At 68.4% G+C, this 26,857-nt stretch carries 24 protein-coding genes and 1 pseudogene; 19 read left to right on the forward strand and 6 right to left on the reverse strand.

Features of this window, described 5'->3' with window-relative positions; all coding sequences use genetic code 11:
* Both A9Z05_RS38300 and A9Z05_RS05745 read left to right on the forward strand, forming a co-directional pair.
* A pseudogene (locus A9Z05_RS38300) lies at positions 1 to 558 on the forward strand (highly repetitive protein); the annotation flags it as partial.
* A 142-nt stretch (positions 559 to 700) separates the two neighbouring features.
* Positions 701 to 1,099, forward strand: coding sequence for a carboxymuconolactone decarboxylase family protein (locus A9Z05_RS05745; RefSeq protein WP_069617244.1), 399 nt, complete (start codon positions 701 to 703; stop codon positions 1,097 to 1,099).
* Between the two features lie 56 nt (positions 1,100 to 1,155).
* On the opposite strand, the gene A9Z05_RS05750 is transcribed toward A9Z05_RS05745, so the two are convergent.
* The 3 genes from A9Z05_RS05750 to A9Z05_RS05760 are packed head-to-tail and all read right to left on the reverse strand — an operon-like array spanning position 1,156 to position 4,629.
* Entirely contained in the window at positions 1,156 to 2,139 is a 984-nt protein-coding gene (locus A9Z05_RS05750) for an alpha/beta fold hydrolase (protein ID WP_069617245.1), read from the reverse strand.
* Positions 2,140 to 2,146: 7 nt separating this feature from the next.
* The gene (locus A9Z05_RS05755; protein WP_069617246.1) at positions 2,147 to 3,730 is read right to left on the reverse strand and encodes an NAD(P)/FAD-dependent oxidoreductase; all 1,584 of its coding nucleotides are present in this window, start codon (positions 3,728 to 3,730) and stop codon (positions 2,147 to 2,149) included.
* The gene (locus A9Z05_RS05760; RefSeq protein ID WP_069617247.1) at positions 3,727 to 4,629 is read right to left on the reverse strand and encodes an SDR family oxidoreductase; all 903 of its coding nucleotides are present in this window, start codon (positions 4,627 to 4,629) and stop codon (positions 3,727 to 3,729) included. Before A9Z05_RS05760 ends, A9Z05_RS05755 begins: the two co-directional genes overlap by 4 nt.
* An 88-nt stretch (positions 4,630 to 4,717) precedes the next feature.
* Here A9Z05_RS05760 and A9Z05_RS05765 point away from each other — a divergent pair, with 88 nt between their 5' ends.
* The 3 genes from A9Z05_RS05765 (at position 4,718) to A9Z05_RS05775 (ending at position 6,069) form a co-directional block, all read left to right on the forward strand.
* A complete protein-coding gene (locus A9Z05_RS05765) occupies positions 4,718 to 5,377 on the forward strand; it encodes a TetR/AcrR family transcriptional regulator (protein WP_069617248.1) in 660 nt (219 codons plus the stop codon).
* A 93-nt stretch (positions 5,378 to 5,470) separates the two neighbouring features.
* Positions 5,471 to 5,743, forward strand: coding sequence for a type II toxin-antitoxin system Phd/YefM family antitoxin (locus tag A9Z05_RS05770; RefSeq protein WP_069617249.1), 273 nt, complete (start codon positions 5,471 to 5,473; stop codon positions 5,741 to 5,743).
* Entirely contained in the window at positions 5,740 to 6,069 is a 330-nt protein-coding gene (locus A9Z05_RS05775; RefSeq protein WP_069617250.1) for a type II toxin-antitoxin system RelE/ParE family toxin, read from the forward strand. Before A9Z05_RS05770 ends, A9Z05_RS05775 begins: the two co-directional genes overlap by 4 nt.
* 31 nt (positions 6,070 to 6,100) lie before the next feature.
* Here the strand turns inward: A9Z05_RS05775 and A9Z05_RS05780 are convergent, their stop codons facing one another.
* Positions 6,101 to 7,042, reverse strand: a complete 942-nt coding sequence (locus A9Z05_RS05780; protein WP_069617251.1) for a LysR family transcriptional regulator — start codon at positions 7,040 to 7,042, stop codon at positions 6,101 to 6,103.
* A gap of 126 nt (positions 7,043 to 7,168) precedes the next feature.
* Between A9Z05_RS05780 and A9Z05_RS05785 the strand changes: the two genes are divergently transcribed.
* From A9Z05_RS05785 to A9Z05_RS05835, 12 genes are all read left to right on the forward strand, one after another.
* Positions 7,169 to 7,813 carry a glutathione S-transferase family protein gene (locus A9Z05_RS05785; protein ID WP_023475046.1) on the forward strand — a complete coding sequence of 215 codons (645 nt, stop codon included), beginning with the start codon at positions 7,169 to 7,171 and terminating at the stop codon, positions 7,811 to 7,813.
* 37 nt (positions 7,814 to 7,850) lie between these two features.
* Positions 7,851 to 9,914: a pyridoxamine 5'-phosphate oxidase family protein gene (locus A9Z05_RS05790; RefSeq protein ID WP_069617252.1), complete on the forward strand. Its 2,064-nt coding sequence runs from the start codon at positions 7,851 to 7,853 to the stop codon at positions 9,912 to 9,914.
* Positions 9,915 to 10,034: 120 nt separating this feature from the next.
* On the forward strand, positions 10,035 to 10,238 hold the full coding sequence (locus A9Z05_RS05795) for a DUF2970 domain-containing protein (RefSeq protein ID WP_050014477.1): 204 nt from the start codon (positions 10,035 to 10,037) through the stop codon (positions 10,236 to 10,238).
* 617 nt (positions 10,239 to 10,855) lie between these two features.
* The gene (locus A9Z05_RS05800; RefSeq protein ID WP_069617253.1) at positions 10,856 to 13,087 is read left to right on the forward strand and encodes a TonB-dependent siderophore receptor; all 2,232 of its coding nucleotides are present in this window, start codon (positions 10,856 to 10,858) and stop codon (positions 13,085 to 13,087) included.
* 59 nt (positions 13,088 to 13,146) lie between these two features.
* A complete protein-coding gene (gene pnuC / locus A9Z05_RS05805; protein ID WP_069617254.1) occupies positions 13,147 to 13,779 on the forward strand; it encodes a nicotinamide riboside transporter PnuC in 633 nt (210 codons plus the stop codon).
* Between the two features lie 32 nt (positions 13,780 to 13,811).
* Positions 13,812 to 15,002 (forward strand): phosphotransferase enzyme family protein, encoded by a 1,191-nt coding sequence (locus A9Z05_RS05810; protein WP_069617255.1) that lies wholly within the window; start codon positions 13,812 to 13,814, stop codon positions 15,000 to 15,002.
* Positions 15,003 to 15,244: 242 nt separating this feature from the next.
* A complete protein-coding gene (locus A9Z05_RS05815) occupies positions 15,245 to 16,546 on the forward strand; it encodes a TolC family protein (protein ID WP_069617256.1) in 1,302 nt (433 codons plus the stop codon).
* Between the two features lie 26 nt (positions 16,547 to 16,572).
* Positions 16,573 to 18,042, forward strand: a complete 1,470-nt coding sequence (locus A9Z05_RS05820; RefSeq protein ID WP_069617257.1) for an efflux RND transporter periplasmic adaptor subunit — start codon at positions 16,573 to 16,575, stop codon at positions 18,040 to 18,042.
* Positions 18,035 to 18,178: a hypothetical protein gene (locus tag A9Z05_RS36815; protein ID WP_176730161.1), complete on the forward strand. Its 144-nt coding sequence runs from the start codon at positions 18,035 to 18,037 to the stop codon at positions 18,176 to 18,178. Before A9Z05_RS05820 ends, A9Z05_RS36815 begins: the two co-directional genes overlap by 8 nt.
* A complete protein-coding gene (locus A9Z05_RS05825; protein WP_069617258.1) occupies positions 18,171 to 21,383 on the forward strand; it encodes an efflux RND transporter permease subunit in 3,213 nt (1,070 codons plus the stop codon). The genes A9Z05_RS36815 and A9Z05_RS05825 overlap by 8 nt, the downstream gene beginning before the upstream one ends.
* Entirely contained in the window at positions 21,383 to 22,066 is a 684-nt protein-coding gene (irlR, locus tag A9Z05_RS05830; protein WP_006490455.1) for a heavy metal response regulator transcription factor IrlR, read from the forward strand. Before A9Z05_RS05825 ends, irlR begins: the two co-directional genes overlap by 1 nt.
* Positions 22,063 to 23,487 carry a heavy metal sensor histidine kinase gene (locus A9Z05_RS05835; RefSeq protein WP_069617259.1) on the forward strand — a complete coding sequence of 475 codons (1,425 nt, stop codon included), beginning with the start codon at positions 22,063 to 22,065 and terminating at the stop codon, positions 23,485 to 23,487. Before irlR ends, A9Z05_RS05835 begins: the two co-directional genes overlap by 4 nt.
* A 79-nt stretch (positions 23,488 to 23,566) precedes the next feature.
* On the opposite strand, the gene A9Z05_RS05840 is transcribed toward A9Z05_RS05835, so the two are convergent.
* Complete coding sequence (locus A9Z05_RS05840; protein WP_069617260.1) at positions 23,567 to 23,854, reverse strand: DUF4148 domain-containing protein; 288 nt, start codon at positions 23,852 to 23,854, stop codon at positions 23,567 to 23,569.
* Between the two features lie 299 nt (positions 23,855 to 24,153).
* Here A9Z05_RS05840 and A9Z05_RS35945 point away from each other — a divergent pair, with 299 nt between their 5' ends.
* Both A9Z05_RS35945 and A9Z05_RS05850 read left to right on the forward strand, forming a co-directional pair.
* Positions 24,154 to 24,393, forward strand: coding sequence for a hypothetical protein (locus A9Z05_RS35945; RefSeq protein WP_256121863.1), 240 nt, complete (start codon positions 24,154 to 24,156; stop codon positions 24,391 to 24,393).
* Positions 24,394 to 24,801: 408 nt separating this feature from the next.
* Positions 24,802 to 25,305 carry a hypothetical protein gene (locus A9Z05_RS05850; RefSeq protein ID WP_069617261.1) on the forward strand — a complete coding sequence of 168 codons (504 nt, stop codon included), beginning with the start codon at positions 24,802 to 24,804 and terminating at the stop codon, positions 25,303 to 25,305.
* 201 nt (positions 25,306 to 25,506) lie between these two features.
* Here A9Z05_RS05850 and A9Z05_RS05855 read toward each other — a convergent pair whose 3' ends face one another.
* The gene (locus tag A9Z05_RS05855; RefSeq protein WP_069617262.1) at positions 25,507 to 26,802 is read right to left on the reverse strand and encodes an O-acetylhomoserine aminocarboxypropyltransferase/cysteine synthase family protein; all 1,296 of its coding nucleotides are present in this window, start codon (positions 26,800 to 26,802) and stop codon (positions 25,507 to 25,509) included.
* Between the last annotated feature and the right edge of the window lie 55 nt (positions 26,803 to 26,857).

Raw genomic sequence — 26,857 nt, forward strand, 5'->3', positions numbered from 1 at the left:
CCCGAAGTACCCGAAGTACCGGACGTGCCCGACGTACCCGAGGTGCCGGAAGTGCCAGAAGTCCCCGACGTACCGGAAGTGCCCGACGTACCCGAGGTGCCGGAAGTGCCAGAAGTCCCCGACGTACCAGAAGTCCCCGACGACCCCGAACTACCGCCGCCCGACGTCCCCGACGAACCGCCGCCCGATGTTCCGGAAGTCCCCGACGTGCCGCTTGTCCCGGACGTGCTCGGCTTGATGGTCGGCGTCGTCGGTCCATCGACCGAGCCGCAGCCGTACAGCGCGAGCAGTGACGAGACGGCCATCGTTACCGTCGTCTTCTTGAAGAGAATGTGCATGTTGGCCTCGACATTGGAAGTGTGTCCAAGCCTTCACTGCAAATTCCGCGCCACGGCATGTTTCGCGACACGGTGTCGTGATTTGTTGCGGGAATCGGGTATATCGATGCGATTTAAACGGAGGAATGGCGGTTTCGCGCGACAGGCACGCGCGGCGCGCGGACGTCGCGGCTGCGATGTTCCCGTAAGGCGCCGTAACGCGCGACGGGATGTTACGTAGCGTTCGACCGCACGTGACGCGCGCGGCCGCGAGCCGAGGCCCGCACCTTTGACGAAACGCGCCGTCCCGCCGAACATGACGCGGAACCCCCGGCCGCCGGCGGCGCAGCAGCGGCCACGACGCCAACCACGAGGACACCGACATGAGCGAACAGGACAGGGAATACGGCAAGGCGCGGCGGATCGACGTGATGGGCGAGGCGTTCGTCGAGCGCGCGATGAGCGACCTCGACGGATTCTCGCGCCCGCTGCAGAACTGGCTGAACGAGCATGCGTGGGGCAGCACGTGGCAGCGGGGCGGGATCGACCTGAAGACGCGCAGCCTGTGCACGTGCGCGATGCTGGCGGCGCTCGGCCGCGGCACGGAGCTGAAGGGGCACATCCGCGGCGCGCTAAACAACGGCGCGAGCCTCGTCGAGATCCGCGAGGTATTGCTGCACAGCGCGCTGTACGCCGGGGCGCCGGCTGCGGTCGAGGCGTTTCGCAGCGCGCGCGAGGTGCTCGCGGAGCGCGGGCTGTCGATGCCCGACGACGAAGCCTGATTCCGTCGCGGCGCCGGCTGCCCGCCACGGAACAGGCCGCGCGTCGTCGCCGCGATCTACGCGATGCGCACGGGCTGTGCCGCAACGTCGGCCGGCGCGGCGGCGACTTCGAGCAGCCAGTCGGCCGTCGCCTCGGGCATCGTGACCGGCAGCATGTGCCCGCCGTCGACGACCTTCAGCCGCACGCGCGCCGATTTCTTCGCGAGCGCGTCGCCGTGCTCGCGCCAGTTCAGGATCGGATCGGCTTGGCCGTACAGCACGTCGACCGGCAGCGCGAGCTCCGCGTAGCGGCGCGCCATCGCAGGCAGGTCGACGGGCGCCGACAACAGGTCCGTCGCCGTCGCGTAGAACACGTGCGGGCGCATCCCGAGCAGGCCGCCGCCCTTGACCGGGAAGTCGCGCGGCACGTCCTCCGGCGCGAACACCTGGCGCACGGCCTTGCGGCCCGTCAGGATGGTCAGCGGGATCGCGAAGGTCCACGACACGAAACGGCGCACGAGCGGCGACGGCAGCATCAACGGCTTGAACGGCGCGGGCGGCTCGGTCTGCTCGTGCGACAGCGGCGCGATCAGCGCGAGCCGGCTCACGCGGTCCGCATGGTCGAGGCCGACCGCGAGCGCGATCGCGCCGCCGAGCGAGTGGCCGACCAGTACCGGCTTGTCGAGCTGCAGCGCGTCGATGAATGCGGCCACCGTGCGGGCCTGCGCGAACACGTTCGCCTGCGAGGCCGCGCCGCGCAGCGAGCGGCCGGCGCCCGGGCGGTCGATCAGGATCACGCGATGCTGTTGTGCGAGCCGCGTGAGCGGCAGGTACGCGAAATTGCGCCATTGCCCCGCGAGCCCGTGAACGAACACGATCGGCGGGCCGTTGCCGTATTCGACGTAGTGGATACGATCGCCGTCGATGTCGACGAAGCGGCCTTCGGGGGGGAACGCGCGCGTCACGCGACGGGCCACGTAGCCGGAAAACAGCGCGAGCGCGGCGAGCACCGCGACGACGCCGAGCAGCACGTTCTGGATCAGGTGGAGCGTAGGAGTCATGTCGGCCTCAGCGGGTGTCGAGTGCGGGTTCGGCTGCCGGCGCGGCGGCGGCCGGGCCGGTTCGGGCGCGGCGCTCGAAATGCATCGCGGAATCGGCGAGCGCGCTGAACTTCAGCGACGCGAGATCGAGCACGTAGTTCTGGTGAAATTTCCACGGCTTGCGGTGCCCCTGCTTCGGCAGGATGCCGGCCGCGCGCTGGATGTAGCCCGAGCTCAGGTTGACGGCCGGCACGTCGCCGAGCTCGCCCGCGCCGAGCCGCGGCACGCACGTGTCGTACCCGTTCGCGCGCATGTGGTTGAGCAGCCGGCACACATAGCGCGCGATCAGCTCGGCCTTCAGCGTCCACGATGCATTCGTGTAGCCGAACGACGATGCGAGGTTCGGCACGTCGCTGTACATCATCCCCTTGTACGACACCGTTTCCGGCAAATCGACCGCGCGGCCGTCGACCGTCACGCGCGCGCCGCCGAGCATCTTCACGTTCAGCCCGGTCGCGGTGACGATCACGTCCGCGTCGAGCTGCTGGCCGCTCTTCAGCGCGAGTCCGGTCGGCGTGAAGCGCTCGATCTCGTCGGTGACGATCGATGCGCGGCCCGCGCGGATCGCCTTGAACAGGTCGCCGTTCGGCACGAGGCACACGCGCTGGTCCCACGGCATGTAGCGCGGCGTCAGGTGCTTCGCGACGTCGAAATCGGGGCCGAGCTGCCTGCTGGCCGCGCGGATGATGAATTGCTTCGTCCGGTCGGGCTTGCGGCGCGACACGTTGTACAGGTACATCGTCAGCAGCACGTTCTTCACGCGCACGAGCCGGTGCGCGAGCCGCGACGGCAGCACGCGGCGCAGCGCGTTCGCGATCTTGTCGCGCGCGGGCAGCGACACGATGTAGGTCGGCGAGCGCTGCAGCATCGTCACGTGCTGTGCGTCGGCCGCCATCGACGGCACCAGCGTGACGGCTGTCGCGCCGCTGCCGATCACGACCACGCGCCGGTTCGCGTACGACAGGTCCTTCGGCCAGTGCTGCGGATGCACGAGCTTGCCCCTGAACGTGTCCATGCCTGGCCAGTCGGGCAGGTAGCCGGCGTCGTAATCGTAGTAGCCGCTGCACATGAACAGGAAGCGACAGGTGTAGACGAGCGTGTCGGTCGCGCCGTCCCGCGTGCGCTCGACGCGGACCGTCCAGCGCGCGCGGTTCGAATCCCAGTCGGCCGCGACGACCTTCCGGCCGTAGCGGATCATCTTGTCGATGCCGTAGGTGCGCGCGGTGTCGCGGATGTAGTCGAGGATCGTCTGCCCGTCGGAGATCGCCTTGTCGCTGTGCCATGGACGGAAGCTGTAGCCGAGCGTGAACATGTCGGAATCCGAACGAACGCCCGGATAGCGGAACAGGTCCCAGGTGCCGCCGATCGCGTCGCGCGCCTCGACGATCGCCACGCTCGCATGCGGGCAGCGCTGCTTCAGGTGATACGCGGCGCCGATGCCGGACAGGCCGGCGCCGACGATCAGCACGTCGAGGTCGCGGTGATCGTCACCGTCGTGGCGGGCGTCGGCGGCGGGCGGCGCGTCGTGCCGGTCGGTCGTCGTCGAGATCATGCGGGGTCCTGGGTCGGCGTGGTCGGGCGCGCGGCCGGAGCGTGCGCGCGTTCGAGGTTGCGTGCGCGGGCGCGGCGTACGTGGCGCAGCATCAGCCGCTGGTAACCGGCGCCGAGCAGCCGCGCGATCCGGTCGAGCCGGCGCGCGTCGGCACCGACCAGCACGCGGCGCGCATTGCGTTCGACACCCGCGAGGATCTGCCGCGCGGCTTCGTCGGGCGTCGTCGCGTTGATCAGGCGGTTCGCCTGGCGGCGATGGGTCGCTTCGTCCTGGCCCGTCAGCGCGTGGATGCTGGTGTCGACGCGGCCCGCGTCGACGATGTTCGTCGCGACGCCGCCCGGATGCACACAGGTCGCGCTCACCGGCGCGCCGTCGAGTTCGAGCTCCATCCGCAGCGCCTCGGTGAAGCCGCGCACCGCGAACTTGGTCGCGTTGTACGCGCTTTGCGTCGGCATCGCGACGAGGCCGAACAGGCTCGACGTGTTGACGACGTGGCCGTCGCCCGACGCGCGCAGATGCGGCAGGAACGCCTGCGTGCCGTGCACGACGCCCCAGAAATTGATGCCGACGATCCATTCGAGATCGGCGAGACGTGCGGTTTCGGCACTGGCGGCCAGCGACACACCCGCATTGTTGAAGATCAGGTTGACCTTGCCGTGCTCGGCCCGAACGAAATCGGCCCACGCGAACACTGCGTCGCGGTCGGCGACGTCGAGCCGCCGTGTGCTCACACGCACGCCGTGCCGCGCGCAGATGGCCGCCGTGCCGGCGAGCCCGACATCGTCGACGTCGGCGAGCGCGACCTCGCAGCCGCGCCGCGCCAGCTCGACCGCGAGGCTGCGGCCCATGCCCGAACCGGCGCCCGTGACCGCGGCGACCTTGCCGGAAAATCCCTTCATCCGTCGTTCCTCCCGTTCCGCTTGCGCTGTACCGGCGGCGCAACTATTGTGGTGTTGTTCGTCACCACTTTAGTTTTCGGGTGTCCTGATGTCAAATAGCGGAATGGAGAAAGCACTCGAAACGGAAAAAAAGGGGCGGTCGTATGGCGGCGTGGCGCCGGAGGTGCGGGCCGCCGAGCGGCGCGACGCACTGATCCGCGCGGCGACGCGCGTGTTCGGCACGGTGGGTTTTCGCAAGGCGACCGTGCGGTCGATCTGCCAGGAAGCGAAGCTGAACGACCGCTATTTTTATGCGGCATTCGACAGCACCGAGGATTTGTTGCGCTGCACCTACCTGCATCACGCGCAGCAATTGCATGACGCGGTCGCGCAGGCGGTCGCCGCGCGCGGCGGCAATTTGCGCGAGCGCGTCGACGCGGGACTCGCCGCGTTCTTCGCGTTTCTGCGCGACCCGTGCGCGGCGCGCGTGCTGCTGCTCGAGGTGATGGGCGTGAGCGCGGATACCGACATGACGTATCAGCGCATGCTGATCGACTTCGGCAAGCTGATCATGGCGATCGGCGCGCCGGGCGAGGCCGTCACACCCGCGGAGCGCACCGAGCAGCGGCTAATCGGGCTCGCGCTGGTGGGCGCGATGACGAACGTCGGCGCGGCGTGGCTGCTGACCGAATATCGCGATCCGGAGGCGCAGATGATCGCGAGTTGCAGGAAGGTGTTGTTGGGGACGTTGGGGGAAGCGGGTGGGTAAGGACGCGGTGATCGGTCGACTATCCTCGCCTGAGCAAGACCGAATTCAGACTATAATCGGTCTCATCCGGTGCCCGGCCAAAGGACGCATTCCATGAAATTCTCCACTCAAGTCAAACCGATCAGCTATCTCAAGAGTCACGCGGCCGAGATCGTCAAGGACATCTCCGAGAGCCGCGAGCCGATGCTCATCACCCAGAACGGCGAGGCGAAGCTCGTCGTCATGGACGTCAAGTCGTATGAGGAGCATGAAGAGACACTCGCGCTGCTGAAATTGCTTGCGCTGGGCAACCGCGAGATCGACCAAGGTCACTTTCGTCCTGTCGAGGATGTTTTCGCCGACCTCGACAAGGATGATGATCAATGACGTTACGCGTTGTCGTTCTTCGTTCGGCGGAAGAAGATCTGAAGACGTTGAAGCGTTATCTCCTGTCGAATTTCGGTTCGGAAACCTGGCAGGCGAGCTATGGCCAGATCAAGGATGCCATCGCGTCGCTTCGTGCCTTTCCTGCTCAGGGCCGGATTCCCGACGAGTTCGCGCATATCAACCTCAGTCAGTATCGCGAAGTCGTTGCCGGAATAAATCGCATCATTTACGACGTGCGCGGCGACACGATCCATGTGCATATCGTGTGCGATACGCGTAGGGATTTGAAGTCGTTGCTCATGAGACGGCTCATGCAGGCGTATTGAACGCGGACCCCTGCCTTTCTCCGTTTTTTTGCTATTTCGAGCGTGAGCGTCTCTTCGTGGGCGCGATCGGCGTTTCCCCAAGCCTCGCCTTCATCGCCTCGACAAACGCCCGCACCTTCGGCGACGGCAGCCGTGTCGACGGATACACCGCATGGATCCCGGCCGGCGCCGTATGCCAGCCCGGCAGCAGCCGCACGAGCCGGCCGGCCGCGACGTCGTCCGCGGTCGAGAAATCCGTCAGCAGCCCGAAGCCGCCGCCCGCCAGCACGATCGCGCGGCACGCGGTTGCGGTGTTCGACACCACCGGCGCGACGCAGCGCACCGACGCTCGGCCGCCGCGCACGTTATCGAGTTCGAGCGTATGTGGGCGCGGCAGCGACGACAGCATCACGAACGGCAGCGCGGCGAGCGCATCGGGATCGCGCGGCAGCCCGTGCCGCGCGACGAACGCCGGGCTCGCGACCAGCCATTTCTCGTAGGTGCCGAGCTGCACCGCGCGATAGTTGGAATCGGCGAGACGGCCGATGCGGATCGCGACGTCGAGGTTGTCCGCGACGAGATCGACGACGCGGTCGTTCGCGACGAGTTCGACGGCGAGCGCCGGATGCCGGTCGCGCAGCGCGACGACGGCCGGCGCGACCACCAGCGCGCCATAGTCGATCGGCACGCTCACGCGCAGCGTGCCGCGCAGCGGCCCGGCGTCGGACGACACCGCGTCGAGCGCGGCTTCGGTGGCGCGCACGATATCGCGGCACGCGTCGTAGAACACGCGGCCGGCATCGGTCACACTTAGCCGCCGCGTCGTGCGCACCAGCAGGTTCGCGCCGACCTCGGATTCGAGGCGCTGCATGTGCGTGCTGACGACCGTCTTCGCGAGGCCGAGCCGCTCGGCGGCCGCCGTCAGCGAGCCGGCGTCGACCACCGCGACGAAGATCGCCAGCCGGTTCAGGTTCACGTCGCGCAGATCGGCCATCGTCGATTGTCCTATGAAAGCGGAGAATGTTTCCACGATTATCCGTCTTCTGGTGACGAACGGCGAGCGCTACGCTGGAGCCGTTCGTCGCCGATCCCCGGCGGCGCGAGATTCCGGAGTGTTTCCATGTCAGCCGCCAGCAAGCCCGCCTCGCCGATCCGCGTCTATTCGTTCCTGCTGTCCGGGCACGCGCACCGTGTCCGGTTGTTCCTGTCGCTGCTCGGATTGCCGTCGAAGACCATCGACGTCGATCTCGCGGCCGGCGCGCAGCGCGAACCGGCGTTCCTCGCGTTGAATCCGCTCGGGCAAGTGCCGGTGATCGACGACGGCGGTACCGTGATCGCCGATTCGAACGCGATCCTCGTGTATCTCGCGAAGCGCTACGGCGACGCGCACTGGCTGCCCGACGATCCCGTCGGCGCGGCCGTCGTGCAGCGCTGGCTGTCGTACGCGGCCGGCCCGATCGCATCGGGCCCCGCGGCCGCGCGGCTCGTGACCGTGTTCGGCGCGCAGCTCGACCCGGAAGCGGCCAAGCGCACGGCCGCGAAGGTGCTCGACGTGATCGATCGCGAGCTGGCCGGCAAGCCGTTCGCGGCCGGCGCGCAGCCGACGATCGCGGACATCGCCGCGTACACGTACATCGCGCACGCGCCGGAAGGCGGCGTGTCGCTCGAACCGTATCCGCACGTGCGTGCTTGGCTGGCCCGTATCGAGGCGCTGCCAGGCTTCGTCGCGATGCCGACGACGCGCGCGGGCCTGCTCGCCGCTTGACGCTCACTGACGCCGCGCTTGTCCAGGAGAGAACGCGATGAATGCGCCGACCGCCGTCGTACCGGGCTGGGAACTCGATACCGCGCCGTTTCACGCGGGCGAGCTTGCCGTGCAGCAGCGCGCAGGCGTGACGGACGCGGCGGGCGCGGCCGGCCGGCGCGGAATCCGGCGCTTCATGCCGGATCAGCACCGGACGTTTTTCGCGCAACTGCCGTTCTTCGTGCTCGGCGGCGTCGATGCAAGCGGGCAGCCGTGGGCGACGCTGCGGGTCGGTGCGCCGGGTTTCGTCACGTCGCCGGATGCACGCACGCTGCGCATCGCGGCGCGCGCGCTGCCGGGCGATCCGCTTGCGGGCGCGTGGCAGGCTGGCGCACCGCTCGGCGGGCTCGGCATCGAATTCGATACGCGACGGCGCAATCGCGTGAACGGCGTCGTGCGCTCGGCCGACGGCGATGCGCTGACGATCGCGGTCGAGCAGAGCTTCGGCAATTGTGCGAAGTACATCCAGGGCCGCAAGCCGACTTTCGTCGCGCGGGACGTCGGGGCGTCCGTCGCGCCGGACGTATCGGATGCACTGAGCGACGCGGACCGCGCGCTGCTCGCGCAGGCCGATACGTTCTTCGTCGCGAGTGCGAACACGTCGGCAGAGGCGGGCGCGGCGCGCGGCGCGGACGTGTCGCATCGCGGCGGGATGCCGGGCTTCGTGCGCGTCGACGATGCGCGCACGCTGACGACGCCCGATTTCAGCGGCAACCGGTTCTTCAATACGCTGGGCAACCTGCAGCACGATCCGCGCGCGGGGCTGCTGTTCGTCGATTTCGACAGCGGCGACGTGCTGTATGTCGCCGCGCACGCGGAGATCGTGTGGGACGGCCCGGTCGTCGCGTCGTTCGACGGCGCGCAGCGCGTCGTGCGTTTCCACGTGCGGGAAGTGCGGCGCATGCGGGCGGTGCTGCCGTTCCGGTGGTCGGCGGTCGAGCGCGCGCCGCAGTTCGCGGCGATGGCGGCGTCGTCGGGTGGCGCGGCGACAACGGCCGGATCTGCGCCGTCCGCGGCCGCGCCGGCATCGGCGCCCGCATGGCGGTCGCTGCGGATCGCGAAGATCGTCGACGAAGCGCGCGCGGTCCGGTCGTTTCATTTCGAACCGGCGGACGGCGGCGCATTGCCGGCCTACGAAGCCGGTCAGCACCTGACGTTGCGCATCGCGCTGCCGGGCAGCGACGCGCCGACGATGCGCAGCTACACGCTGTCCGACGCGCCGGGCGGCGCACACTACCGGATCACCGTGAAGCGCGAAGGACGCGTATCGGCGTGGCTGCACGATCACGCGCAGGCCGGCATGACGCTCGACGCGCAGATGCCGCGCGGCCGCTTCACGTTCGATCTCGCAAGTCCGCGCCCGGCCGTGCTGGTGTCGGCCGGCATCGGCATCACGCCGATGGTCGCGATGCTGCGCCGGGCATTGGCCGACGACACGCCGTCGCGTCGCGTCGTGTTCGTGCACGGCGCACGCGAAGCGGCCGACCGGCCATTCGCCGCGGAACTGGTGCGCATCGCGGCCACCGATGCACGCGTGTCGCTTCACTGGTTCAACAGTCATCCTCACGAAGGCTCAGTTGCGCGGGCCGGCCGCATCGACATCGGGCAATTGAAGCGGATCCTTTCATTCGACGATTACGATTTCTATTTGTGCGGGCCGTCAGCGTTCATGCGCGACCTGTACGACGGGCTGCGCGCGCTGAACGTGCCGGACGAGCGCATCCGGTTCGAGGCGTTCGGGCCGTCGAGTGTCTCGCGCAGTGCGGCCCGGGCAACTGCCCCGCCCGCGACGGAAAGCGTGCCCGTCGTGTTCCGGCGCACGGCGCGCGAAGCCGCGTGGACGCCCGCCGACGGCACGCTGCTCGAATTCGCGGAAGGGCAGCGCGTGGCCGTGCCGTCCGAATGCCGCTCCGGGTCGTGCGGCACGTGCGCGACACGCGTGCTGTCCGGCGCGGTCGACTACGAGCAAACGCCCGATGCGCCGGTCGAACCCGGCTGCGCGCTGCTGTGTGTCGCGCGGCCCGCGCAAGGGGCCACGGCGCCACTCGTGCTCGACCGCTGACGCACCTGCGGCCTGCGGCCGCAGATGGCCTGCTGCGCGAAAAGCACGCGCAACTGCTTCTTTTTTCGGATGCCGTCCGGATCGACGATAGCGTCAACCGATTCGATAAAGGAGCCCATCATGAAACTGCTCGGCATGGTCCGCCTGGTCCTGTGGAGTTTTTTCGGCGTACGCAACAGCAAGGCGCACGCGAACGATCTCGCGAACGCCAACTTCACGCTGCTGCCGTTCGTGGCGCTTCTGCTTGCGCTGCTGGTCGGCGCGGTCATTTACGGCGTCGTGCATCTGGTCGTCGATCCGACCGTGACGATGCAGGGCTTCTGAGCGAACAGCCGGTGAACCGGTAGCGGGCCGCCATTCCCGCTCCGGTTTGCGGTTGCCCGACCGGCGCACGATGACGCCGGTTTCAGCGTCGGCACACGCCGCGGGAATCGCGACCGCATCGCCACCGTTGTCGCGCCGCCCGAACCGCCTGCCCCGTTCCCGCCTTCCGCGTCTCCCGTTCCGCCCGATTCCGCGGCCCTTCGCCCCGCCCGGGGTAAAATGCGCGCCACGCCGCGATGTCGCGCGCGACGGACAGGCCGCCGTTCCGATGAACGGCCGGCGCGACTGCCCGCCGCCCGAACCGGGGCGTTCGAAGCGTCCCCCGCATGACACGACCGCGTGACGCAGCCGCCGCCCGACAGGCACCCGACGAACCCGTCGGCCGCTGCATCGGCTTCCGGCGCGTCATCCGAATCCGATGTCCCATCCTGCGTTGTTCCGACCGGCCGGCCCGCTTGCACGCCGCAGGGTCTGGTTCGTCCGATGAATATCGTGTCGACGGAACGTGTCCGGCGACGGGCGCGGCGGCGTTCGCGGACGCACGCTTCGCAGCTTCCTAACGGGTTTTCGGGTTTCGGGTTTCGACAGGTCGAATGGCGAGTTTTCCATCCAGAACAATGACGGTGAATAGAACAACAGCGGCACGCGCACGGCGGCGGCGCGCGAAGGTCGGGCTCGGTGTCGGTCTCGGCGTCACGCTTTTCGCGGCGCACGCTGCCGCGGCTCAGGGCGACACGGCCGCACCGGGCGCCGACGCGGCCGGCAACGCGACGCTGCCCGCGATCACGGTGAGCGGCGAGCGCGGCCACGCGTTGCGCGCGCGCGAAGCGTCGGTCGCGGGGCTCGACGACGCGCCGCTGCGCGACACGCCGGCGTCGGTGAACGTCATCACGCGCGCGCTGATCGACGATCAGCAGGCGAAGCGGCTGAGCGACGTCGTGCGCAACGATGCGTCGGTCGTCAACGACTATGCGCCGGTCGGCTATTTCGAGGGCTTCGCGATTCGCGGCTTTCCGGTCGATCTCGCGAGCGCGATCCGGATCGACGGGCTGACGGTATCCGGCGAGCAGAACGTGCCGCTCGAAAACAAGGAACGCGTCGAGATCCTGAAGGGGCTCGCGGGCATCGATAGCGGCGTCGTCGCGCCGGGCGGCGTGATCAACTTCGTGACCAAGCGCTCCGCGAACGTCGCGAGCGTCACGGGCGGCGTCGACAGCCGCGGCTCGACGTCGGCGGCCGTCGATCTCGGCCGCCGCTTCGGCCCGGACAATCAGTTCGGTTTCCGGATCAACGCGGCGAAGGAGAACATGCACTCGTATATCGACGGCACGAACGGACGGCGCACGTTCGGCTCGATCGCCGCCGACTGGGATATCAGCCCCCGCGCGAGCCTGCAGCTGAACGCGGAATTCCAGCAGTGGATCCAGCGTTCCGCGCCCGGCTACCAGTTGCTGGGCGGCACGGTCGTGCCGTCGGTGAAGACCACGTCGAAGGCGCTCGGCACGCAGCCGTGGGCGAAGCCGGTGACGACCGATGCGTTGAACCTGAACGCGCGTTTCGACTACCAGTTCAACGACGACTGGAAGGCCTATATCGCCGCGGGTCGCAGCCGCACGATGATCGACGACAACAGCGCGTTCGCGTACGGCTGCTCGTACGCGGCAAGCTGCGCGGCCGGCGCGACGTCGCCGTTCTTCTTCGGCGCGAACGGCGACTATGACGTGTACGACTTCCGCAGCCCCGGCGAATACCGGCGCAACGACGATCTGCGTGCGGTCACGACCGGCAAGTTCGCGACTGGGCCGCTGCGGCACGAACTGACGCTCGGCGTGAGCGTGCAGCGCCGCGTCGTGCACATGGCCGACGCCGTGTACGACTACGTGGGCAGTGAGAATATCTACGGGCCGGACCTGACCTTCCCGCCGTCACCCAATGCGCCGGGGCCGTCGTATCCGCGCCTCGACGCATGGCAGTACGGCGTGTTCGGGCTCGACCGCATCAGCATCGGCGAACACTGGCAGGTGCTCGCGGGCGGCAAGGAAGTGTTGCTGCGCCAGCGTAGCTGGAGCAGCCTCGACGGCGAGACGACGCATACCGACCGCTCGGTGTTCCTGCCGCAGGTCGCGCTCGTCTACAAGCCGGTGAACGTGCTGTCGCTGTATGCGTCGTACAGCAAGGCGCTGTCGCTCGGCGACCAGGCGCCCGTGCGCGCGACCAACGCGTATGCGTTCCTGCCGCCCGTCGAATCGCACCAGATCGAGGTCGGCGCGAAATACGACTGGCTCGACCGGCTGAGCCTGACGGCCGCCGTGTTCTCGATCAGCAAGCCGTTCCAGTTCGCCGACCCGGACGCGTCGGGCACGTCCTACACGTTCGTGCAGCGCGGCACGCAGCGGCACCAGGGGATCGAACTCGGCGCGGCCGGGCGCGTGACCGAGCGGCTGGGCCTCACGGCCAGCGTCGCGGCGATTCGCGCCCGCGCGGTCGATTCGGGCTCGCCCGCCTACGAAGGACATCAGGTCATCAACGTGCCCGCGTTGCGCGCGTCGCTGTACGCGGACTACGCGGTGCCGGGCGTCGCAGGCCTGAACGTGCTCGGCGGCGTCGAGTACAGCGCCGCACGCAACGCGAACGAGGAAGGCACCGCGCGCGTGCCGTCGTGGTTCGTATTCAATCTCGGCGCGCGCTATACGACGAAGATCGGCGGCCATCGTACGGTGTTGCGCGTGTCGGTGGACAATCTGTTCAACAAGTTCTACTGGCGCGACGCAGGCGAGCAGCAGGGCGATGCGTACCTGTTCCCCGGTGCGCCGCGCACCGCGCGCGTATCGTTGACCTATGATTTCTGACCGACCGGAAGCGGCCGCGTGACGCGCGGCTCCGGCAGCCCACCAGGAGAGCACAGACGATGTCCCCACTCGAAATCGCCGGCGTGATCGTCAGCGCGCTCGCGATCTGGCTGACCGCGAAGCGGCGCATGCTGTGCTGGCCGGTCGGCCTCGCGTCGGTCGCGCTGTACGGCTGGATCTTCTTCGACGCGAAGCTGTACTCGGACATGCTGCTGCAGGGCGCGTTCGCGGTGCTGCAGGTGTACGGCTGGCAGCGCTGGCTCGCGCAGCGCGCGAGCGAGGCAGGCGGCGACGCGGCGCCGGCCGGCGATGTCGCGCCTGTCACCGGCGTGCGGCCACTCACGATGCTGCCCGACCTGATCGCGGCGGTCATCGGCAGCGCGCTGCTCGGCGGGATGATGGCGCGCTGGACCGATGCGGCGCTGCCGTTCGTCGATGCGTCGCTGACCGCGTTCAGCCTCGTCGCGCAATACTGGACCGCACGGCGCTACATCGCGTCGTGGGGGCTGTGGATCGTCGTGAATGTGGTGTACGTCGGGATGTTCGTGTTCAAGGAACTGTATCTGACGGCCGGACTCTATGCGCTGTTCATCGGGCTGGCCGTCGTCGGCTGGCGCGACTGGAGCCGGACGGCCGCCGCGTTGCGGGCGGCATCGGGCGGCCCGCTCGCTTCGGGTGGCGGTACACGCTGATTCACGGATTCAACTACGGAGCAACGCCGTTCATGTCATTCCCCCTCGAGCCGGACGGCCCCCTGTCGCGCGACGTCGCGCCGCCGCAATTCGGCGTGGACGGCGAGCAGGCCGAACGCGACTGGCCGCTGATCACGCACGACGAAGTGGCGGCCGTGCTCGCGCGGATCGACGGCGTGGGCGAGCCGGTGCGGCTGACGTGGCACAGCCCGCGGCAGTTCGCGGCCGCCGTGCTCGTGCGAATGGCGGACGGGCGCGGGTTGTTCGTCAAGCGACATCACGCAAGCCTGCGCGATGTCGCGGGGCTCGAGGAAGAGCATCGTTTCATCGCGCATCTGCGCGAACGCGGGATGCCGGTGGTGGACGTGCTGGCCGATCGTCACGGTGCGACCGCGTTTGCTTCCGGCGAGTGGACGTACGAGGTGCACGTGCTCGCGCCGGGCGTCGATCCGTATCGCGGCGTGATGTCGTGGCAGCCGTTCACGCATGCTTCTCATGCGTATGCGGCCGGCCGCGCGCTGGCCGAACTGCATCGCGCGTCGGCCGGCTACGATGCGCCCGCGCGGCCCGTGCGCACGCTGCTGTCGAGTTTTCGCGTGCTGTCGTCCGCCGATCTGGCGGGCGCGCTCGAACGCTGGGTCGATGCGCAGCCGCTGCTCGTGCGCGCGCTGGGCTCGCGTGACTGGCGCGGTGATGTGGCCGACGCGATCGGCCCGTTTCACGCGCGTCTCGTGCCGCTGCTGCCCACGTTGACGCCGCTGTGGACGCACGGCGACTGGCATGCGTCGAACCTGCTGTGGACCGAGGCGGGGCCCGGCGCGCAGGTACGGACCGTGCTCGATTTCGGCTTGTCGGACCGCACTTGCGCGGTGATGGATGTCGCGCTGGCGATCGAGCGCAATACGGTCGACTGGATGGCGCCGGCCGATGCACGGCGCGTGGAATACGACCAGATCGACGCGCTGCTCGATGGCTATGAATCCCTCGAACCGCTGAGCGACGACGCATACGCGGCGCTCGTCGCGCTGCTGCCGATCGTGCATACGGAGTTCGCGCTGTCGGAAGTCGCGTATTTCGGCTGCATCATCGATGCGCCGGCGATTGTGGACATTGCGTACGACGGCTATCTGATCGGGCACGCGCGCTGGTTCGGCGAACGCGACGGGCGGCAGTTGCTGGACTGGCTCGTGCAGCGGCGGCGGGGGAAGCAGCGCATCACCTGATTCACGCGCGGGGCGTATGGCCGGCACGTCTCGAATCTCCGAACTTCTGCATTCTTTCGTGCGGCCATCGTGCCGCGCGCTCACCGAATCTTCCTGATTGTCGAAAGGGACGCCGTTCCCCCAAGGGCACCGCACGTCGGCGTACGGTTGCGCCCAACATGACGGAAATATCATCTTCGCCTCATGTTCGCACTGCGGCCGGTCCGTAGCATCGGTCGCGAACCGTTACCGCAGAACCGAACATGCTCAAGCTCAACCTCGTCGCGGCCATCGTCTTCGCGATGGCCGCGACGGCTCATGCGCAGCCCTCGCTGTCGCCGGCTCCGGCTACCGCCGCCGCGCCGATCGGCGCATCGCCATCCGACACATTTCCGGCATCGTCACTGACGCTGTCCGATGCGCTCGCGGTCGCAGCCCGGAACAATCCGGCACTGCGCGGCGCGCGCGCGGACGTCGATGCATCGCTCGGCGCGCTGATGCAGGCCGGCGCGCGGCCAAACCCCGAAGTGTCGTTCCTGCAGGAAGGTTTCAGCCGCGCCGAACGCACGTCGACCGCGCTGATCAACCAGACCATCGAACTGGGCGGCAAGCGCCGCGCGCGGCTCGACGTCGCGTCCTACGGCCGCGAGGCAGCCAACGCGTCGTTCGACGACCAGGGCGCGGCCGTACGCGCCGGCGTGATCGCCGCGTTCTACGGGCTGCTCGCCGCACAGCGCCAGCTTCAGGTGACCGAGGAATCGGCCGCGATCGCCGCGCGCTCGGCGGATCTCGCCGGACGCCGCGCGCAGGCCGGCAAGGTGTCGCCGGTCGAGGCGACCAAGGCGCAGGTGGCGGCGGCCGGCGTGCAGATCGAAGTCGTGACTGCGCGCGGCCGTGTCGACGTCGCGCGCGAAAAACTGAACGCGGTGATGGGCAAGGCGCGCAACGACCGGCTTGCGGTGCTCGGCGACCTGGAAACCGTGCCGTCAGTCGAGCCGCTGTCCGCGCTGACCGCACAGCTCGACGATGCTCCGCTCGCGCGGGCCGCGCGAGCCGAGATGCTGCGCTCGAACGCGGCTGTGTCGCTCGAACGCGCGCGGCGCATGCCGGACGTAACCGTCAGCGCGGGCGTAAAGCGCGTGACCACGGGCGGCGTGCCCGACAACCAGGCCGTGGTCGGCGTGTCGATCCCGATCCCGCTGTTCGACACGAACAAGGGCGCGTTGCTCGAGGCGACGCACAAGGCTACGCGCGCGAACGCCGACCTCGATCGCGAACGCACGCGCCTGCGGCTGGAACTGACGCGGGCATACGCGAATTTCGAGGGGGCCGAGCAGGAAGCGCAGCGACTGAAGTCCGACATCCTGCCGGCCGCGCGCCTCGCGCTGGATGCGATGTCGCGCGGCTACGAACTCGGGAAGTTCAGTTTCCTCGACGTGCTCGACGCACAGCGCACGCTGTTCCAGGGGCAGTCGCAATACGTGCGTGCGCTCGCCGACGCTCATGCGGCCCGCGCCGACATCGGCCGGCTCGTCGGCACGCCGCTCGCGGCCGTCGCGCCATAAGCGCCCCTCTTACCGGAAGGACCATCATGTCACGCAGCAGAATCTTCGTTATCGCGGCGGCCGTGCTCGGCGGCGCAGGAATCGTGATCGGCGCGCTCGCCGTTACGCGGAGCGGCGGCAGCGCATCGGCGCCGACGGCCGCCGAAGCCGCGCAGCCGGCCGATGGCGCCGGCGCGCGCGGCGGTGTCGTGCTCAGGCGCGGCAAGCTGTCCGTCGAGATCGTGATGACGGAAAAGCCCGGCGACGCGCGGCTCGTCGTCTATCCGTCCGTCGACGGCAAGCCGGTGGACAAGGGCGTGACCGTGTCCGGCACGCTGGTGCGGTATGACCGCACGCAGGAACCGTTGCGGTTCGACGCGGCCGGCCAGAAGTTCGTGTCCGCGCAGTCGATCGCGAAGCCGCACGTGTTCGATGCGACGATCGACGTGAAGGCGGGCAACGACGCCGCGTCGTTCCCGTTCGCGCGCGCCGACGGCGCGATCGCGCTGACCGACGCGCAACTGGCGACGTCGAGGATCGCGCTCGCGAAAGCCGGCCCCGCGCAGATCGCGACGCCGTTCCAGCTTCCCGGCGAAATCAAGTTCAACGAGGACCGCACCGCGCACGTGGTGCCGCGCGTGGCCGGCATCGTCGAGCAGGTGGCGGTGTCGCTCGGGCAGAACGTCGCGAAGGGGCAGGTGCTCGCCGTGATCGCGAGCACCGATCTCGCCGACCGCCGCAGCGAGCTGCTGACGGCCGAGCGCCGGCTGTCGGGCGCGCGCGCGACCTACGAGCGCGAACGCACGCTGTGGCAGGAGCGCATTTCGGCGGAGCAGGACTACCAGCAGGCCCAGGTGCAGTTGCGCGAGGCCGAGATCGCCGTGCAGAACGCGCGGCAGAAGCTCGCCGCGCTGAACGCGCCGGTCGGCGCGGGGGCGCTGAACCGTTATGAACTGCGCGCGCCGTTCGCCGGCACGATCGTCGAGAAACATGCGACGCCCGGCGAGGCGATTGCCGCGGACGCGAGCATGTTCGTGATCTCCGACCTGTCGACCGTCTGGGCCGAGATGGCGGTGCCGGCGCAGCGGCTCAACGACGTGCGCGTCGGTCGCGACGCAACGGTGATGGCGACCGCGTTCGAATCGCGCTCGAGCGGCCCGATCGCGTACGTGGGGTCGCTGCTCGGCGAGCAGACGCGCACCGCGCCGGCGCGCGTCGTGCTGCCGAACCCCGACCGCGTGTGGCGCCCGGGGATGTTCGTGAACGTATCGGTCGACGCGGGCGCACAACGCGTGCCCCTCGCGGTCGCGAGCGACGCGCTGCAGGACGTCGACGGCGCGCCGTCGGTGTTCGTGCGCTCGCCGAAGGGTTTCGTCGCGCAGGCCGTCGAAACGGGGCGGCGCGACGAACGCGCGATCGAAGTGCTGAAGGGGATCAAGCCGGGCCAGGAATACGCGGCGTCGAACAGCTTCGTGCTGAAGGCGGAGCTCGGCAAGGGGAGCGCGGAACATGAATGAGCAGCAATACGTGCGCGCCGTGGCGCGACTGGCGGCCTGCTATGCGGCCCGCTTTCCAATCGGCCGGGTGACCGGCCGCGCGGCTCGCCCGGTGCGGACGACCGTGCCCCGCTTCAAGGAATTCCGACATGTTTGAGCGCCTGATCCGCTTTGCGATTGCGCACCGCTGGCTCGTGATGCTGGCAATCGCGGCGGTGGCCGCGCTGGGCGTGTTCAGCTACCAGCGGCTGCCGATCGACGCGGTGCCCGACATCACCAACGTGCAGGTGCAGATCAACACGTCCGCGCCCGGCTACTCGCCGCTCGAGGCCGAGCAGCGCATCACCTATCCGGTCGAGACCGTGATGGCCGGGTTGCCGGGGCTGGAACAGACGCGTTCGATCTCGCGCTACGGGCTGTCGCAGGTCACCGTGATCTTCAAGGACGGCACCGACATCTACTTCGCGCGGCAACTCGTCAACGAGCGCATCCAGGAGGCGAAGGACAAGCTGCCGGCCGGCATCGCGCCCGCGATGGGGCCAACGTCGACCGGCCTCGGCGAGATCTACCTGTGGACCGTCGAGGCCGATGCCGGCGCGCGCAAGCCCGACGGCACGCGCTATACGGCGGCCGACCTGCGCGAGCTGCAGGACTGGGTCGTGCGGCCGCAATTGCGCAACGTGCGCGGCGTGACCGAGGTCAACTCGATCGGCGGCTACGTGAAGGAATACCGCGTCGCGCCGAATCCGGCGAAGCTGATGTCGTACGGGCTGACGCTCGCCGACGTCGTGCGGGCGCTCGAGCGCAACAACGACAACGTCGGCGCCGGCTACATCGAAAAGCGCGGCGAGCAGTATCTCGTGCGTGTGCCGGGCCAGGCGCGCACCGTCGACGACATCGCGAACATCGTGCTGACCAACGTCGGGGGCGTGCCGGTGCGGATGAAGGACGTCGGCGTGGTCGACATCGGCCGCGAACTGCGCACCGGCGCCGCGACGTCGAACGGCGAGGAAGTCGTGCTCGGCACGGTGTTCATGCTGATGGGCGAGAACAGCCGGACGGTGTCGAAGGCCGTCGCCGCGAAGATGGAGGACGTGAACCGCACGCTGCCGGCCGGCGTGAAGGCGATTCCGGTGTACGACCGCACGGTGCTCGTCGAGAAGGCGGTCGCCACGGTGAAGAAGAACCTGCTCGAAGGCGCGGTGCTCGTGATCGCCGTGCTGTTCCTGTTCCTCGGCAACATCCGCGCGGCGCTGATCACCGCGCTCGTGATTCCGCTGTCGATGCTGATGACCTTCACCGGCATGGTCAACGCGAAGGTGAGCGCGAACCTGATGAGCCTTGGCGCGCTCGACTTCGGAATCATCGTCGACGGCGCGGTGGTGATCGTCGAGAACTGCGTGCGGCGGCTTGCGCATGCGCAGTCGGCGGCCGGGCGGCCGCTCACGCGCGACGAGCGTTTCGCCGAAGTGTTCGGCGCATCGCAGGAAGCGCGCCGCGCGCTGATCTTCGGGCAACTGATCATCATGGTCGTGTACCTGCCGATCTTTGCGCTGACCGGCGTCGAAGGCAAGATGTTCCATCCGATGGCGATGACCGTCGTGATGGCGCTCGCGGCGGCGATGGTACTGACCGTCACGTTCATTCCGGCGGCCGTCGCGTTGTTCATCGGCGAGCGGGTCGAGGAGAAGGAGAACCGGCTGATGGGCTGGGCGCGGCGCGCGTACGAACCGGTGCTCGCCGCGTTCATGACGCGCCCGACGCGCGTGATGCTCGGCGCGGGCGCGATCGTGCTGGTCACGCTCGGGCTTGCGACGCGGCTCGGCAGCGAGTTCATTCCGAGCCTGAACGAAGGCGATCTGGCCGTGTCCGCGCTGCGGATTCCCGGCACGAGCCTGTCGCAGTCGGTCGAGATGCAGAAGTCGATCGAGAAGACGCTGAAGGCGCGCTTCCCCGAGATCGAGCGCGTGTTCGCACGCACCGGCACGGCCGAGATCGCGGCTGACCCGATGCCGCCGAACCTGTCGGACGGCTACATCATGCTGAAGCCGGCCGACACGTGGCCCGATCCGAAGAAGCCGCGCGAGCAGCTCGTGCGCGAGATCGAGGACGCGCTCGCCGAGCTGCCGGGCAACGCGTACGAGTTCTCGCAGCCGATCCAGCTGCGCTTCAACGAACTGATCTCCGGCGTGCGCAGCGACGTCGCCGTGAAAATCTTCGGCGACGACATGGCCGTGCTGAACCAGACCGGCGAGCAGATCGCGGCCGCGTTGCAGAAAGTGCCGGGCGCGTCGGAGGTGAAGGTCGAGCAGACCACGGGCCTGCCGGTGCTGACCGTCAACCTCGATCGCGACAAGCTCGCGCGCTACGGTGTGAGCGTCGCCGACCTGCAGGATTCGGTGGCCGCGGCCGTCGGCGGGCAGAAGGCCGGCACGCTGTTCCAGGGCGATCGTCGCTTCGACATCGTCGTGCGGCTGCCCGACGAACTGCGTACCGATATCGAGGCGATCAAGCGGCTGCCGATCGCGCTGCCGGCGCCTGCGGCCGGTGCCAGCGCGCCGCTCGCGGCGGCGCCGTACGTGCCGCTCGCGGAGCTCGCGACGATCGACGTGGCGCCGGGCCCGAACCAGATCAGCCGCGAGGACGGCAAGCGGCGGGTGGTCGTCAGCGCGAACGTGCGCGGCCGCGACGTCGGCTCGTTCGTCGCCGACGCGCGCGAGCAGTTGCAGCAGGACGTGCGCGTGCCGGCCGGTTACTGGGTGTCGTGGGGCGGCCAGTTCGAGCAGCTGCAAAGCGCGAGCGAGCGCCTGAAGCTCGTCGTGCCGCTCGCGCTGTTCATGGTGTTCGTGCTGCTGTTCGTGATGTTCAACAACGTGAAGGACGGGCTGCTCGTATTCACCGGCATTCCGTTCGCGCTGAGCGGCGGTGTCGTGTCGCTGTGGCTGCGCGGGATTCCGCTGTCGATCACGGCGGCGGTCGGCTTCATCGCGCTGTCCGGCGTGGCCGTGCTCAACGGCCTCGTGATGATTTCGTTCATCCGCAACCTGCGCGACGAAGGGATGCCGCTCGACGCGGCCGTGCACGACGGCGCGCTCACGCGGCTGCGGCCCGTGCTGATGACCGCGCTGGTCGCGTCGCTCGGCTTCCTGCCGATGGCGTTCGCGACCGGCACCGGCGCCGAGGTGCAGCGCCCGCTCGCGACGGTCGTGATCGGCGGTATCCTGTCGTCCACCGCGCTGACGCTGCTGGTGCTGCCGGTGCTGTATCGCGTGAGCCATGCGGTGTCGTGGCGCGCGGCGTTGCGTGGTGGTTTCGCCGCGGGCATGATGCGCCGGCTGGGTTTCTTCAAGGGTAATGCGTGATGCGAATTCTGATTGTCGAGGATGAACCGAAGACGGGCGCGTATCTGCGCAAGGGGTTGACCGAGGCCGGCTACGTCGTCGACTGGGTCGAGGACGGCATCACGGGCCAGCACCAGGCCGAAACCGAGGAATACGACCTGCTCGTGCTCGACGTGATGCTGCCCGGGCAGGACGGCTGGACGTTGCTGCAGAACCTGCGGCGCAGCAAGTCGACGCCCGTGCTGTTCCTCACCGCGCGCGACGACGTCGGCGATCGCGTGAAGGGGCTCGAACTCGGCGCGGACGACTATCTCGCGAAGCCGTTCGACTTCGTCGAGCTGACCGCGCGCATCAAGTCGATCCTGCGGCGCGGCCAGCCGCGCGATTCGAACACGCTGCGCGTGGCCGATCTCGAACTCGACCTGACGCGCCGCAAGGCCACGCGGCAGGGCGACACGATCCTGCTGACCGCGAAGGAGTTCGCGCTGCTGTGGCTGCTGATGCGCCGCGAAGGCGAGATCCTGCCGCGCGCGACGATCGCGTCGCAGGTGTGGGACATGAACTTCAACAGCGACACGAACGTCGTCGACTCGGCGATCCGCCGGCTGCGCTCGAAGATCGACGACGCGTACGAGCCGAAGCTGATCCATACGGTGCGCGGCATGGGCTACGTGCTCGAAGCGCGCGGCGGCGCGGCCGCATGATCGCGCGCCTGCTGCCGCGCACGCTGCGCGGCCGGCTGACCGCGTTGATCGTCCTGTCGACGTCGGTGATCCTCGCGTCGAGCGGCGTCGCACTGTACGAAGCGCTGAGCAACCGTGTCGAAACGACGGCAGCCGAGCAGATGGCCGGTATTTCCGCCGCGTTGGGCGCGCACCTGGCCGAGGCGCGCACGACGGACGACGTCGCGCGCCATACCGATATCTGGATCGACCAGTTGCACGGGCATCCGAACATGGATCTCGCGATCTTCGATGCCGGCGGCGCGCGCCTCGTCGGCACGCCCGGATTCCGTCCGTACGCGCCGCTGCTGTCGATGAACGTCGGGCGCGTGCCGTTCGGCGTTGCCCCGCCCGGCGCACGGCACCAGTATCTGTTGACGACCGTGCCGCTCGCCGGCGCGGGTGCGCCCGTGGTGCGCGTCGCCGTGCAGTACGACCGCAGCGCCGACATGCTGCTGTTGCGCACGCATGCTTATACGATCGTCGTGATCCAGGTGGTCGGCGTGGTGATCGCGGCGGCGATCGCGTACGGCATCGCCGCGCTCGGGCTGAGCCCGCTGCGGCGGTTCGCGGCGCGGGCCGAGCAGATGTCGACGAGCCGGCTCGCGCATCCGCTGCCGGAGCTCGATACGTCGGGCGAGCTGAAGGAGCTCGAGCACGCGTTCAACGGGATGCTCGCACGGCTGAACGAATCGTTCACGCGGCTGAGCCAGTTCTCGTCGAATCTCGCGCACGACATGCGCACGCCGCTGACCAACCTGCAGGCGGCCGCGCAGGTCGTGCTGTCGCAACCGCGCGGCGCGGACGAATACCGGAGCGTGATCGAGTCGAGCATCGACGAATACCAGCGGCTGTCGCGGATGATCGAGGACATGCTGTTTCTCGCGCGCTCTGAACAGGCGGGCACGTCGATCAGCTTGCGGCGGCTGAATGCGGCGCAGGAGGCGGAGCGGGTGGCCGGCTACTACGAGCCGCTGGCGGAAGATGAAGGCGTGACGGTGAAGGTCGACGGCCACGCGTGGGTCGATGCGGATCTGACGCTGTACCAGCGCGCGTTGAGCAACCTGCTGTCGAATGCGCTGACCTATGCGCCGCGCGGCAGCGTCGTGACGATCGACTGCGTCGAGCAGCGCGGCGCGACGACGATCGCCGTGTCGGATACCGGGCCCGGCATCGCGGCGGAACATGTCGGGCGGATTTTCGAGCGCTTTTATCGCATCGATCCGTCTCGGCACAATTCGGCGTCGGGCACGGGGCTCGGCCTCGCGATCGTCCGGTCGATCATGGACAACCACGGCGGCGAATGCGGCGTCGACAGCGAGCCGGGGCGTCGCACGACCTTCTGGCTGCGCTTTCCGCGACGGCCGGCCGAGCCCGAACGGCCGGCAGCGATCAGCACCTGACAGCACGGGCGGACACGCCCGCGCATTCGCCGCAACGCAACCGCGCGCGGCGCGCTGCCGGCGGCCGTCTGGCCGCGCATCATTGTTTCGCGGCGAGGTCGTCGTGGTTGTCGGCCTGCGGCTTTTTCTCGCCGCCATGCACCGAAATCACGTGAAGCTCCTTGTTGCGCGCGACGACCTCGGCGGTCGGCGGGTACTGCGTCTTGCTGATCGGCACGATGCCGTCGTGCTGCGCCTGCTTCAGTTCGTTGACGACCTGCGTGCGGGACTTGCCCTGCGTTTGCGTTTGGGCGAACGCGGCCTGCGTGGCCATGCCGAGCGACAGCGTGGCGGTGACGAACAGTGCTGTGAGTTGTGCCGTTTTCATCGAGTGCTCTCCTTGATCAGGGCCGCCGGGTGGCGAACCATGGACCCAGTATGCGAAAGCAGCCGTGCGTGATCGTGATCGCGAGATGAAAAATGCGTCAGATTGCGCGGCGCGGGGGTGTGCTGGGCGGACTCGATCGACATGACGCAACCGTCATGTTCGCGTCATGGGTGCGATGAGCGGGAAGCGGAACATGCAGTCTGCCGTTGGCCACGCGCCGGCGGCGTTCGTGCCGGTCGCGACAGACAGCAGCATCGATCGCGGGCGGTGCCGTTCAGACCTTCATCCCGGATTGAAAATTGCATCGTCCCGCCATTCTCCTCGCCTTGATCGCAGTCCTGATCGTCCCGTTGTTCGCGGGCTGCGCATCGACACGTTCCGGCACCACGGCCACTGCTTCTGCCGCCGCGCGAAAGCCCGTGCCGGCCGACCTGACGCCTGGCGAGCAGGTCGACTATGCCGGGCATCGGTGCGGTAATCCGAACATGCATGTGAAAACGCATCCGTGCGTGTACCCGCAGCGCAATTCCGCGCGGTGATCGTCGGACACACATAAAAAAAGGCCCGGCGCTCGACGAGTCCGGGCCTAATGCGTGATCGCGCCGTGCGGCAGCGACCCGCTGCGTGGACGGGAACGGGCAGGGCCCGCTACCGTTCCGATCGTAGCGATGCGACGCATCGTGAACCTGATCGGAACATGAAATTTTCGTCACGCACCGCGCATGAGGGGGCGCTGAAATCAGAACCTGTGGCGCCACCCGAGATTTGACGATGCCCTGCGAAAGCGCCGACCGCATGAAGATGCGGTGGGCGTCGATAGCGCATAGTCAGCGGACGTCAAAAATCGTCGGAACGGTGACGAAACCGTCATGAACCGATCACGAATCCGCACCGCCGTGGGATCAAAGTGAAGGCTCCTGTCACGGAATGACGAAACGGAGAAAGTCATGCGCGATATCGCGAAAGGAATCGCGCTGGCGGCGTGCCTGATGTCGACGGCCGCGCTGGCGGCCGGCTGGCCGGAACGTGCGTTATCGCACGCGCCGGCGCACGACGTCGGCAGCCCCGCGAACGAGCGGATGCGCTGCGAGTTCGCGGCCGTGCCGGCCGGCGCGTGGACTGCGACGTTCGCGCGCGGGCAATGCGAAGTCGACAACGGCCGGCTGACGTTCGTGCCGGCCGATGCCGGTGACGCGCCGACCGTCACGGAGAAACGGATCGCGCTCGGTGACGTCCGCACCGCGTCGCATCAGTCGCGTAAGCTGAAGGAACAAATGCAACTGACGACGCGCGATGAAGTGATCGCGCTGAACGTGCTGACCGACGATCGCGGCCGCAAATCGCGCGAACATGCGATCGACCTGTGGGCCGCGCTGCGCAACGCGGGTGTCACGCCGGTGAACGGCACGCGTGTCGTCGACACCTATCCGACCGGTGCGACGACCTGGTAGCCGCAGCGCCGTCGCGCGCGGCTTACCCGGCTTTCAGCGATCTTTCGATCAGGAAGAACACGATGAAGCCGGACGCTGCGTGGCACGATCGTATGCGCCGGGCGTCGCCCGGGCATCAGCCGGCGATTGAACACTTTGAAGCCGCTCCAGGGTCAAGCGATTCGATGCGTGCGCACCGACAAGCCGGTGCGCCCGTTCCGCTCAAAGCTGCGCGAGCGCCTGGTCGAGATCGGCGAGCAGGTCGTCGATATGCTCGATGCCGATCGACAGCCGCACCGTTTCTTCCTTCACGCCGGCCTTCGCGAGTTCGGCCGGCGACAACTGACGATGCGTGGTCGATGCCGGATGCGTCGCGAGCGACTTCGTATCGCCGATGTTCACGAGCCGCGTGAACAGCTTCAGCGCATCCTGGAACTTCGCACCGCCGTCGCGGCCGCCTTTCACGCCGAACGTCAGGATGCCCGGCGCACGGCCCGACAGGTAGCGGGCGACGAGCGGATGATCGGGGTGATCGGGCAGGCCCGCATAGTTCACCCATTCGACGTGCTCGTGGCGTGCGAGATGCTGCGCGATCTTCAGCGCGTTGTCGCTGATCCGTTCGACACGCAGCGCGAGCGTCTCGATTCCCTGCAGGATCTGGAACGCATTGAACGGCGAGATCGCCGCGCCCATGTTGCGCAGCGGCACCACGCGGGCGCGGCCGATGTACGCGGCCGGACCGAACGCTTCGGTATAGACGACGCCGTGATAGCTGACGTCCGGCTCGTTCAGTCGCTTGAAGCGGTCCGCGTGGTCGGCCCACGGGAACTTGCCCGAATCGACAATGGCGCCGCCGAGGCTCGTGCCGTGTCCGCCGAGATACTTCGTCAGCGAGTGCACGACGATGTCCGCGCCGTGCTCGAACGGGCGCAGCAGGTACGGCGACGGCACCGTGTTGTCGACGATCAGCGGGATGCCGTGGCGATGCGCGACGGCCGCGAGCGCGGCGATGTCGGTGACGTTGCCGAGCGGGTTGCCGACCGATTCCGCGAAGATCGCCTTCGTGCGCGCATCGATCAGCGGCTCGAACGACGCGGGGTCGCGCGGATCGGCGAAGCGCGTGGTGATTCCGTATTGCGGCAGCGTGTGCGCGAACAGGTTGTAGGTGCCGCCGTAAAGCGAACTCGCGGACACGATGTTGTCGCCGGCTTCGGCGATCGTCTGGATCGCGTACGTGACGGCGGATTGCCCCGACGCGAGCGCGAGCGCGCCGATGCCGCCTTCGAGCGCGGCGATCCGCTGCTCGAGCACGTCCGTCGTCGGATTCATGATCCGCGTGTAGATGTTGCCCTGGACCTTCAGGTCGAACAGGTCGGCGCCGTGCTGCGTATCGTCGAATGCGTACGCAACGGTCTGGTAGATCGGGACGGCGACCGCACGCGTGGTCGGGTCGGGACGATAACCGCCGTGCACGGCGATGGTTTCGAGACGCCAGTTCGAATGGGCCTGATCGGTCATGGGTGCTCCGTTTGTTGTTGTGAAGGTCGATGGGGGCTGCCGTCCGGCGATTATA

It is taken from the genome of Burkholderia sp. A2 (assembly GCF_001729305.1).
Classification (GTDB): Bacteria; Pseudomonadota; Gammaproteobacteria; order Burkholderiales; family Burkholderiaceae; genus Burkholderia; species Burkholderia sola.

What these genes read in the sequence shown, in the direction of transcription:
- A9Z05_RS05745 (WP_069617244.1), top strand. Translation starts at nt 701, where the DNA reads ATGAGCGAACAGGACAGGGAATACGGCAAGGCGCGGCGGATCGACGTG.
- A9Z05_RS05800 (WP_069617253.1), top strand. Translation starts at nt 10,856, where the DNA reads ATGACGGTGAATAGAACAACAGCGGCACGCGCACGGCGGCGGCGCGCG.
- A9Z05_RS05755 (WP_069617246.1), bottom strand. Translation starts at nt 3,730, where the DNA reads ATGATCTCGACGACGACCGACCGGCACGACGCGCCGCCCGCCGCCGAC.
- A9Z05_RS05810 (WP_069617255.1), top strand. Translation starts at nt 13,812, where the DNA reads ATGTCATTCCCCCTCGAGCCGGACGGCCCCCTGTCGCGCGACGTCGCG.
- A9Z05_RS36815 (WP_176730161.1), top strand. Translation starts at nt 18,035, where the DNA reads ATGAATGAGCAGCAATACGTGCGCGCCGTGGCGCGACTGGCGGCCTGC.
- pnuC (WP_069617254.1), top strand. Translation starts at nt 13,147, where the DNA reads ATGTCCCCACTCGAAATCGCCGGCGTGATCGTCAGCGCGCTCGCGATC.
- A9Z05_RS05820 (WP_069617257.1), top strand. Translation starts at nt 16,573, where the DNA reads ATGTCACGCAGCAGAATCTTCGTTATCGCGGCGGCCGTGCTCGGCGGC.
- A9Z05_RS05815 (WP_069617256.1), top strand. Translation starts at nt 15,245, where the DNA reads ATGCTCAAGCTCAACCTCGTCGCGGCCATCGTCTTCGCGATGGCCGCG.
- A9Z05_RS05795 (WP_050014477.1), top strand. Translation starts at nt 10,035, where the DNA reads ATGAAACTGCTCGGCATGGTCCGCCTGGTCCTGTGGAGTTTTTTCGGC.
- A9Z05_RS05855 (WP_069617262.1), bottom strand. Translation starts at nt 26,802, where the DNA reads ATGACCGATCAGGCCCATTCGAACTGGCGTCTCGAAACCATCGCCGTG.
- A9Z05_RS05840 (WP_069617260.1), bottom strand. Translation starts at nt 23,854, where the DNA reads ATGAAAACGGCACAACTCACAGCACTGTTCGTCACCGCCACGCTGTCG.
- A9Z05_RS05765 (WP_069617248.1), top strand. Translation starts at nt 4,718, where the DNA reads ATGTCAAATAGCGGAATGGAGAAAGCACTCGAAACGGAAAAAAAGGGG.
- A9Z05_RS05825 (WP_069617258.1), top strand. Translation starts at nt 18,171, where the DNA reads ATGTTTGAGCGCCTGATCCGCTTTGCGATTGCGCACCGCTGGCTCGTG.
- A9Z05_RS05790 (WP_069617252.1), top strand. Translation starts at nt 7,851, where the DNA reads ATGAATGCGCCGACCGCCGTCGTACCGGGCTGGGAACTCGATACCGCG.
- A9Z05_RS05750 (WP_069617245.1), bottom strand. Translation starts at nt 2,139, where the DNA reads ATGACTCCTACGCTCCACCTGATCCAGAACGTGCTGCTCGGCGTCGTC.
- A9Z05_RS05785 (WP_023475046.1), top strand. Translation starts at nt 7,169, where the DNA reads ATGTCAGCCGCCAGCAAGCCCGCCTCGCCGATCCGCGTCTATTCGTTC.
- A9Z05_RS05770 (WP_069617249.1), top strand. Translation starts at nt 5,471, where the DNA reads ATGAAATTCTCCACTCAAGTCAAACCGATCAGCTATCTCAAGAGTCAC.
- A9Z05_RS05780 (WP_069617251.1), bottom strand. Translation starts at nt 7,042, where the DNA reads ATGGCCGATCTGCGCGACGTGAACCTGAACCGGCTGGCGATCTTCGTC.
- A9Z05_RS05835 (WP_069617259.1), top strand. Translation starts at nt 22,063, where the DNA reads ATGATCGCGCGCCTGCTGCCGCGCACGCTGCGCGGCCGGCTGACCGCG.
- A9Z05_RS05775 (WP_069617250.1), top strand. Translation starts at nt 5,740, where the DNA reads ATGACGTTACGCGTTGTCGTTCTTCGTTCGGCGGAAGAAGATCTGAAG.
- irlR (WP_006490455.1), top strand. Translation starts at nt 21,383, where the DNA reads ATGCGAATTCTGATTGTCGAGGATGAACCGAAGACGGGCGCGTATCTG.
- A9Z05_RS05760 (WP_069617247.1), bottom strand. Translation starts at nt 4,629, where the DNA reads ATGAAGGGATTTTCCGGCAAGGTCGCCGCGGTCACGGGCGCCGGTTCG.
- A9Z05_RS05850 (WP_069617261.1), top strand. Translation starts at nt 24,802, where the DNA reads ATGCGCGATATCGCGAAAGGAATCGCGCTGGCGGCGTGCCTGATGTCG.